Genomic DNA, 8,223 nt, shown 5'->3' with positions numbered 1-8,223 from the left:
GGGAATGAACCGGGAGGAGCTCACCTGTTCGATTACCGGATGGCGTCCCTTTACAATGGAGATTTCCCGGGCGGAGGTGAATTCCGGCCGGGTATAGCCGTTTTCCAGAGCCGCTGCTGCCAGTCCCGCCAGCATATCGATGTAAGAGAGATGGCATGAGAGATCCTGAAGATCCATAAGATGCGGCAGCAGTCGGGCAATAAGCTCATCGTAAAGCTGTTTTTCCAGAGCCAGAGCCCGGCTCTGGGCGGTGAGCGCGGTTTCCTCGAATTCCTTGAGCTCCTGGGTGATATAGCGTTCATTGTTTTTCAGGGTCTGTCTTCTGATGTAATCGGAGGGCAGGGTGTTCTGGCTGGCCTGAGCCCGGGAAATTTCAATATAGTAACCGGAAACCTTGTTGTAGCCTACCTTGAGGGTGTTGATCCCGGTGCGGCTTCTTTCGCGGTTTTCCACCTCCTTAAGATAATCATCCGCTCCGGAGGACATGCTGCGGAGCTTGTCCAGTTCCGGAGAGTAGCCGGAGGCGATGACGCCGCCGTCTCTGATCACCGCCGGCGGGATATCGCAGACGGCTCTTTCCAGAAGATCCCGGACATCCGGGAGGAGGGGGAGCTTTTCCTGAAATTTTCCCAGCTTGCCCCCGGCGGAGTTCAGAAGCTCCCGGATATGGGGAGTTACCTGAAGAGCAGTGCGGATCTTGGCGAGATCCCGGGGCCGGACGTTGCTGAGAGCCAGTCTTGCGGTCACTCTTTCCAGATCGCCGATTTCCCGGAGACAGTCCCGGAGCGTATCGGCCTGAGAGAACTGCAGGATTTCGGAAATAAGATCCAGCTTTTTTTCTGCTTCTTCCCGAGAGCGTACCGGGTTCAGCAGAGAGCGCTGCAGAAGCCGGGATCCCATGGGGGTGGAGGTGCGATCCAGCACGGCCAGGAGAGTATGCTCCTGCCCGCCCTGAAGATTCTCGGTAATCTCGAGATTTCTCTGGGTGCAGGCATCCAGCACCAGGTGGGTGCTTTTGCTTTCCAGACGGAGAGAGCGGATATTGAGGAGGGCGGTTTTCTGGGTTTCCCGGACGTAGCTTAAGAGAGCTCCGGCGGGGCAGAGACCGATGGTGACGCCGTCCAGCCCGAAACCCGAAAGCTCCCGGGTATGAAAGTGCGAGGTGAGAATGCGGCGGCAGGTTTCAAAGTCAAATTCCCACACCGGGCGTCTTCTGAGGCCCTTGAATTCGGAAATGGCATCCAGGGAGCGCACATCCTCCGCATACAGGAGCTCCGCCGGCTTCAGCCGTTCCAGCACGGCCAGAATGCCGTTTATATCATCGCTTTCCAGGCAGCAGAAGTCTCCGGTGGAGAGATTGAGGTAGCTGAGTCCGAAGGCGAACTGATCGCTGGCCAGGCAGGCGATGACGTTATCCTGCTTTTCCTTGAGGAGGGCTTCATCGGTGACGGTGCCGGGGGTGATAATTCTGGTGACCTTTCTTTCCACCGGGCCCTTGGCGGTGGCCGGATCGCCGATCTGCTCGCAGATAACGGCGCTTTCTCCCTTTTCCACCAGGCGGGCCAGATAGGAATCCACGGCATGGTAGGGCACTCCGGCCATGGGGATAGGCTGACCGTTCATGAAGCCTCTTTTGGTGAGGGTGATGTCCAGAAGCTCGGAGGCTTTCCGGGCATCATCAAAGAACATTTCGTAAAAGTCCCCCAGTCTGTAGAAGAGCAGGGTGTCGGGATATTGCTTTTTGAAGGAAAGATACTGCTGCATCAGCGGGGTGATGCCGTTATTGACTGATTCTGACATTTTTGGATACTGATATTGTGATTTCTGCTTAATGAGACGGCGATTAGTTTATCATATCGGCCGTTAAAGCATAAGCGGGAGCATAGCAGGAGGAATAATGACTTTTTCTGATAGCGATGAAATCAGTGAAGACGGGGTTTTCCGGCTGGCCGCCGCCACCGGAACGGAACTGAAAAGACTGGGACTTCTGGCGGTCACCGCCGAGTCCTGCACCGGCGGGCTTATCAGCGCGGCCTTTACCGCCGTTCCGGGATCTTCGGAGTGGTTTGACCGGGCCTTTGTCACCTACAGCAATGCGGCTAAAATGGAAATGCTGGGAGTGCGGGAGGATACCCTGCGGGATCACGGAGCCGTCAGCGAGGAAACCGTCCGGGAAATGAGTCTGGGAGCGCTCCGGCATTCCCGGGGCGATATTGCGGTGGCGGTAAGCGGCATTGCCGGTCCCGGCGGCGGCACGCCGGAGAAGCCGGTGGGCACTGTTTATCTCTCCTGGGCTTTTCGGGGAGAGGTTTTTGAAACCTTCCGGGCGGCGTTTTCCGGGGATCGGGAAGCGGTCAGAAAACAGACAGTGATAAAAGCGCTTTCTGTTATTTTGGAATTTTGTAGAAACAAAGATAAAAAATAATTTGCAAGCTTAGCAAAATTATGTATAATCTCCGCAAAGTTTAATGCTTTGATTTTCGGGGAGAGCCGCATTTTGCGGGTTATCTTTGTGATATCAGGCATGGAACTGCTCAGGCAAATGCCCTCCGGCGTCAGACCGGCGCCTCCAGGTGCTATAATGCCGGAGCATTTCAGAGGTTCAGTTTTACCGGATGGTTTGCTGAAGGCCGTTAATTTTAAGTTTTTTAGCTAGATAAAGTAAGGAAACAGGTATGGCAGCTAAAGAAAAGGACGAAGAGAAGAACAGTAAGGCAAAGGCACTTCAGGCTGCGATGGATCAGATTGAAAAGCAGTTTGGCAAGGGCGCGATCATGCTTCTGGGCGAGAACAAGCACATGAGCGACATCGAAGCGATTTCCACCGGCTCTCTTTCTCTTGACATCGCTCTGGGCATCGGCGGTCTTCCTCTGGGAAGAATCGTGGAGATTTACGGACCGGAATCCTCCGGCAAGACCACTCTCACTCTTGAGGTGATTGCCCAGGCTCAGAAGAAGGGCAAGACCTGCGCCTTCATTGATGCCGAGCACGCTCTGGATCCGGTATATGCCGCCCGTCTGGGAGTGGATGTGAATTCTCTTCTGGTGTCGCAGCCCGATACCGGCGAGCAGGCGCTGGAAATCTGCGACATGCTGGTAAGATCCGGCGGCGTGGATGTGATTGTGGTGGATTCGGTAGCCGCGCTGGTGCCCAAGGCCGAGATCGAGGGCGATATGGGGGAATCCCATGTCGGTCTCCAGGCCCGGCTCATGTCCCAGGCGCTCCGCAAGCTCACCGGGAATCTGCAGCAGGCCAACTGCATGTGCATCTTCATTAACCAGCTCCGCATGAAGATCGGGGTGATGTTCGGCAATCCGGAAACCACCACCGGCGGCAATGCTCTCAAGTACTATGCCTCCGTGCGTCTGGACATCAGAAAGGGTACGCCCATCAAGACCAAGGACGGCGATGTTCTGGGGAATGAAACCAAGGTTAAGGTGGTTAAGAACAAGGTAGCCCCTCCCTTCAAGGCAGCCGAATTCCAGATCCTTTACAACAAGGGCATCAGCAAGGGCAGCGAAATTGTGGATCTGGGCGTTAAGATCAAGGCCATTGTCAAGTCCGGCGCCTGGTTCTCCTACAACGGCGAAAAGATCGGTCAGGGCAAGAGCAATGTTATTGATTATCTGGCAGAGCATCCTGAGGTCAGCGATGAAATCGAGGCCAAGATCCGGGAGTTCTACAGCAACAAGGATGATTACAATGCCACTGCCGATGTGGGGGGCGAGGTATTCTCCGAGGACGGATCCGGGCCTGATGACATCGAGGTGGCTCCGGAGTTTGAAAAGGTGGAAATTCCCGAGGATCTGTAATCAAGGTCAGGATTTTACGGGGTAATACCGGAAAACGCAGGGCATCAGAATTCGTTCTGGTGCCTTTTCCGTATCCGGATCGTGATAAAAAGCGAAAAAGCGGGTTTTTCCGGTCAGTGAGGGAGGTTGTATGACAGATGCCGCTTATGACAAGGATATTGATAACGGGCCTGATAACGGCAATGACGCCGCTTTAAAGAGATCCATGTATGCCGCGGCCGTTAACATGCTGGCTCTCCGGGAGCATTCGGAAAAGGAGCTCCGGGACAAGCTTATCAGGAAATTTGCCAATCGCGCGGCTTTGGATGAGGTGATTTCAAGGCTTATTGCCCAGGGGTATCTCTCCGACAGCCGCTTTGCGGAAACGGCCGTGCGGCACTATGCCGGGAAGGGCTACGGCCCCGGGCGGATTCGGATGGAGCTTCGGAAACGGGGGGTTAACCCGGAGGAGCAGGAGGCCGTTCAGAATCTCAGTGCGGATGATTTTATCGCCCGGGCCCGGGATCTCGCCGCGCGGAAATACGGCAGCATTGCGGAGATGGATTTTAAGCAGAAAAGAAGGGCCCTGGCCTTTCTGGCCCGCCGGGGGTTTTCCGGAGAACAGTGCCTCCGGGCTCTCAGCATGTCAGACGAGGATTTCGGGGCAGATATGTAACGGGCTTTTATTGTGCTCCTTACTATAATTTGCCCCCTCATAATGCTATAATTTCAGGGATTTTTTCGGGAGCCCAAGGGTTTCCGAAGCCGTGCCTTTCGCCGGGGACAGGTCTGTTCCGGGCGGGGGCGACGATATATTGATAAAGGTTTTTTGTATGTACATGACAACCTCTGAGATACGCTCCGCGTTTCTCGATTATTTCCGGTCGCAGGGACATGAGGCAGTGCGTTCCAGCTCTCTGGTGCCGGTGAACGATCCGACACTGCTGTTCACCAATGCCGGCATGAATCAGTTCAAGGATGTTTTTCTGGGCAAGGAGACCCGCAGCTACAAGAGAGCCACTACCGCGCAGCGCTGTGTCAGAGCCGGCGGCAAGCATAACGATCTTGACAATGTGGGCTATACCGCCCGGCATCATACCTTTTTTGAAATGCTGGGAAATTTCAGCTTCGGCGACTACTTCAAAAAAGATGCCATTCATTTTGCCTGGGGCTTTCTTACCGGAAAGCTGGGGCTTCCTCCGGAAAAACTGACGGTTACCGTTTATGAGACCGATCAGGAGGCCTATGATATCTGGAACAATGAAATAGGCATTCCGGCAGAGCGCATTGTCCGCATCGGCGACAACAAGGGCGCTCCCTATGCTTCCGACAATTTCTGGCAGATGGGGGACACCGGTCCCTGCGGCCCCTGCTCCGAAATTTTCTACGACCACGGCGCCGACATCTGGGGCGGCCCTCCGGGATCCGCCGAGGAGGACGGAGATCGTTTTATCGAGATCTGGAATATTGTGTTCATGCAGTTCAACCGCAAGTCTGACGGCACCTTTGAGCCTCTGCCGCATCCTTCGGTGGATACCGGCATGGGACTGGAGCGCATTGCCGCGGTGATGCAGGGGGTGCATTCCAACTACGATATCGATCTGTTCCGGGATCTGATTGCCGCTGCGGCTGAAACCCTTAAGGTGTCCGATCTTTCCAATAAGTCCCTCCGGGTCATTGCCGATCACATCCGTTCCTGCTCCTTCCTGATCAGCGACGGGGTGATTCCCTCCAACGAAGGCCGGGGCTATGTGCTCCGCCGCATTATCAGAAGAGCGGTGCGCCACGGCAGGCTTTTAGGAGCCCAGGAGGTGTTCTTCTGCAAGCTGGTGTCCAGTCTGGTTAAGCTCATGGGGGATGCCTATCCGGAGCTCCGGGATTCCCAGGCTCATATCGAGAAGATTCTGAGAAAGGAAGAAGAGCAGTTTTTGCACACTCTTGACCGCGGTCTTGAGCTTCTTTCCGGAGAACTCCAGAAGCTCGGGGACAGCAAAACCGTGCCCGGCGAGGTGGTGTTCCGTCTTTACGACACCTACGGCTTCCCGGTGGATCTCACCCAGGACGTGGTGCGGGATAACGGCTACACGGTGGATCTTGCCGGCTTTGATGCCGAGATGGCCAAGCAGCGGGAGAGAGCCAAGGCCGCTTCCAATTTTGCCGTGGACTATAACCGCGAGCTCAGAGTGGCGGGAACCACGGAATTTACCGGCTATGACCATCTTGAAGAAGAGGCTGAAATTGTCAGTATCTTCAAGGGACTGGAAAGCGTTACTTCCGTGGCTACCGATGAAGAGGCCGTGATTGTTCTTGATAAAACCCCGTTCTATGCCGAAAGAGGCGGCCAGGTGGGCGATACCGGTCTTATTCTCGGGGGAGATAATTTTGAGTTCCAGGTTACCGATACCAGACGTGCCGGAAATGCGGTGATTCACGTGGGCAAGGTGCTTTTAGGCGAGTTTTCCGTCGGAGATCATGTCCGGGCCCAGGTGGCTGTTCAGGCCAGAAGCAGCATTGCCCGTCATCACAGCGCTACCCATCTTCTCCAGTCCGCTCTTCGAGAGGTGCTGGGAGATCACGTGGCGCAGAAGGGCTCATACGTATCCGGAGACCGGCTCCGTTTTGACTTCTCCCACGGAGAGGCAGTGACCGCCGAGGAGCTCCGTCAGGTTGAAGCTCTGGTTAACGGGTATATCATGGCCGATCTTCCGGTGGTTACCGAGGTGATGGATCTGGAGGCTGCCAAAGCCACCGGAGCCATGGCTCTCTTTAACGAGAAGTATGAGGGCCGGGTTCGGGTGGTTTCCATGGGAGATGTCTCCCGGGAGCTCTGCGGCGGCACCCATGTGGCCCGCACCGGCAATATCGGCTTCTTCAAGGTGATCTCCGACAGCGGCATTGCGGCCGGCGTGCGGAGAATCGAAGCTATGACCGGTTTTGCGGCTCTTGATTATGCCAACAGTCTGAATAGCGAGCTGGAAAAGAGCGCCTCTCTTCTCAGAAGCGAGACCTTCGGCGTTTACGACAAGGTTTCCGCGCTGGAGCAGCATGCCAAAGATCTGGAGCGGCAGAATACCCGGCTTAAGGAGCAGCTGGCTCTGGCTGAGGCCAAGGGACTCCTGGGCTCCGTGGTCTCCGTTAACGGAGTTAAGACTCTGGTGGCCACTCTGGACGGGGTAGCGGTTCCGGAGCTCCGTATTGTCATGGACGATCTCAGAAACCGTCTCTCCAGCGGGGTCATCCTCCTGGCCTCCGTTAACGATGGCCGCATCTCCTTCATTGCCGGGGTTACCAAGGATCTGGTGTCCCGGATCAAGGCCGGAGAACTGGTGAAGTTTGTGGCAGCTCAGGCAGGCGGCAAGGGCGGCGGCAAGCCGGATATGGCGCAGGGCGGCGGCACGGATGTGGCCAAGCTGCCCCAGGCCATGAACAGCGTGGCCGGCTGGCTGGAGGAGCATCTGGGCTAACTTCGCGCTCCCCTGCTCATGAGCTTATAAAAAGAAAAGGCCTCCGGTGTTCCGGGGGCCTTGTGATTTTCAGAGGAGAGCTAAATAAAAGCTCCTCCGGGCGTTAGCCTGTTTTACCGGCCGGAGTGTCCGCACAGATCCTCCGAGAAGCAGGAAGACTTTTCCGGAACCATCTGCCAGCTGATTCTCCCGGAGTTTTTGTCCGGAACCGGCTGAATGGTGAAGGTGGCTCCCCGGAGCCCGTTCCCGTCGATAGCCTTGGCGGTAATAACCCCTTTATTTACGGTAATGTTCGCCACGTATTTGGTGGCATAGTCGCTTTTGGCGCCGATTCTCCAGTTGTTCCCTTTCATGCTGTTATTGCATTGACTGAAGTCTTTGGTCTCAAGGAAGCAGAGCTCAACCTGCCTCCTTACTCCGTCTGCTGCAGAGGTAACCTCGGTAAACCGGGCCATGGCCATATATTTGGCATAAGCAGGGAGGGCAATGGCGGCGACAATGCCGATTACCGCAATGGCGATAAATCCCAGCACGCCAACGACAATGCCGACGATGAGACAGGTGGAAGACTTCTTAGAGGTTGCGGGTTTGTTCCGGGACGGCTGCGGAGTCTGATTGGCGCCGCAGAAGGGACAGAAATTGTCCGTGCCGATTTCCTTGCCGCAATTATTGCATAGCATAGCTTTATTCTCCTTGATGTTTGCCCCTTGATGTTCGGCGGGGCGCTTTCGATATTCCATAATAGCAGATTTAGATTTAGAGTATCGTGATGTGATGGAATTGTTTTTTACTTTTCTGATAAAAGCAGATATTATTTGTTATTACCGAAGCGAATGTTTTTTGAGCAGCCGAGTTCCGGAGTCTGGAGCATCCGATTTAATGCTCTTGTTTTGGCGGAGTTGAAATATGCTGATTCTGACAAGAAGACAGGGAGAATCCATCATTGTCGGGGACAATGTCAGGATTAC

The 8,223-nt window shown here is 55.1% G+C and carries 7 protein-coding genes; 5 read left to right on the top strand and 2 right to left on the bottom strand.

The window, feature by feature from the left end; translation table 11 throughout:
• Positions 1-1,800: DNA mismatch repair protein MutS (gene mutS / locus ACJROR_RS07255; RefSeq protein ID WP_406546535.1), on the bottom strand; the 1,800-nt coding region annotated here is incomplete at its 3' end.
• Positions 1,801-1,897: 97 nt separating this feature from the next.
• Between mutS and ACJROR_RS07250 the strand changes: the two genes are divergently transcribed.
• From ACJROR_RS07250 to alaS, 4 genes are all read left to right on the top strand, one after another.
• On the top strand, positions 1,898-2,425 hold the full coding sequence (locus ACJROR_RS07250) for a CinA family protein (protein ID WP_406546534.1): 528 nt from the start codon (positions 1,898-1,900) through the stop codon (positions 2,423-2,425).
• Positions 2,426-2,675: 250 nt separating this feature from the next.
• Entirely contained in the window at positions 2,676-3,812 is a 1,137-nt protein-coding gene (recA, locus tag ACJROR_RS07245; protein ID WP_406039301.1) for a recombinase RecA, read from the top strand.
• 130 nt (positions 3,813-3,942) lie between these two features.
• Positions 3,943-4,467: a regulatory protein RecX gene (locus ACJROR_RS07240; protein WP_406039303.1), complete on the top strand. Its 525-nt coding sequence runs from the start codon at positions 3,943-3,945 to the stop codon at positions 4,465-4,467.
• A 157-nt stretch (positions 4,468-4,624) separates the two neighbouring features.
• Positions 4,625-7,255: an alanine--tRNA ligase gene (alaS, locus tag ACJROR_RS07235; protein WP_406546533.1), complete on the top strand. Its 2,631-nt coding sequence runs from the start codon at positions 4,625-4,627 to the stop codon at positions 7,253-7,255.
• Between the two features lie 113 nt (positions 7,256-7,368).
• Here the strand turns inward: alaS and ACJROR_RS07230 are convergent, their stop codons facing one another.
• Positions 7,369-7,935, bottom strand: coding sequence for a pilin (locus tag ACJROR_RS07230; protein ID WP_406039307.1), 567 nt, complete (start codon positions 7,933-7,935; stop codon positions 7,369-7,371).
• Between the two features lie 226 nt (positions 7,936-8,161).
• Here ACJROR_RS07230 and ACJROR_RS07225 point away from each other — a divergent pair.
• Positions 8,162-8,223: carbon storage regulator (locus ACJROR_RS07225; RefSeq protein ID WP_406546536.1), on the top strand; the 62-nt coding region annotated here is incomplete at its 3' end.

This window comes from Succinimonas sp., from assembly GCF_045225735.1.
Classification (GTDB): Bacteria; Pseudomonadota; Gammaproteobacteria; order Enterobacterales; family Succinivibrionaceae; genus Succinimonas.
This window is presented reverse-complemented; position numbering and strand designations above follow the sequence as displayed.

Excerpts from the sequence above, each read along its gene's own strand:
- alaS (WP_406546533.1), top strand. The coding sequence starts at position 4,625 with ATGTACATGACAACCTCTGAGATACGCTCCGCGTTTCTCGATTATTTC.
- ACJROR_RS07240 (WP_406039303.1), top strand. The coding sequence starts at position 3,943 with ATGACAGATGCCGCTTATGACAAGGATATTGATAACGGGCCTGATAAC.
- recA (WP_406039301.1), top strand. The coding sequence starts at position 2,676 with ATGGCAGCTAAAGAAAAGGACGAAGAGAAGAACAGTAAGGCAAAGGCA.
- ACJROR_RS07230 (WP_406039307.1), bottom strand. The coding sequence starts at position 7,935 with ATGCTATGCAATAATTGCGGCAAGGAAATCGGCACGGACAATTTCTGT.
- ACJROR_RS07250 (WP_406546534.1), top strand. The coding sequence starts at position 1,898 with ATGACTTTTTCTGATAGCGATGAAATCAGTGAAGACGGGGTTTTCCGG.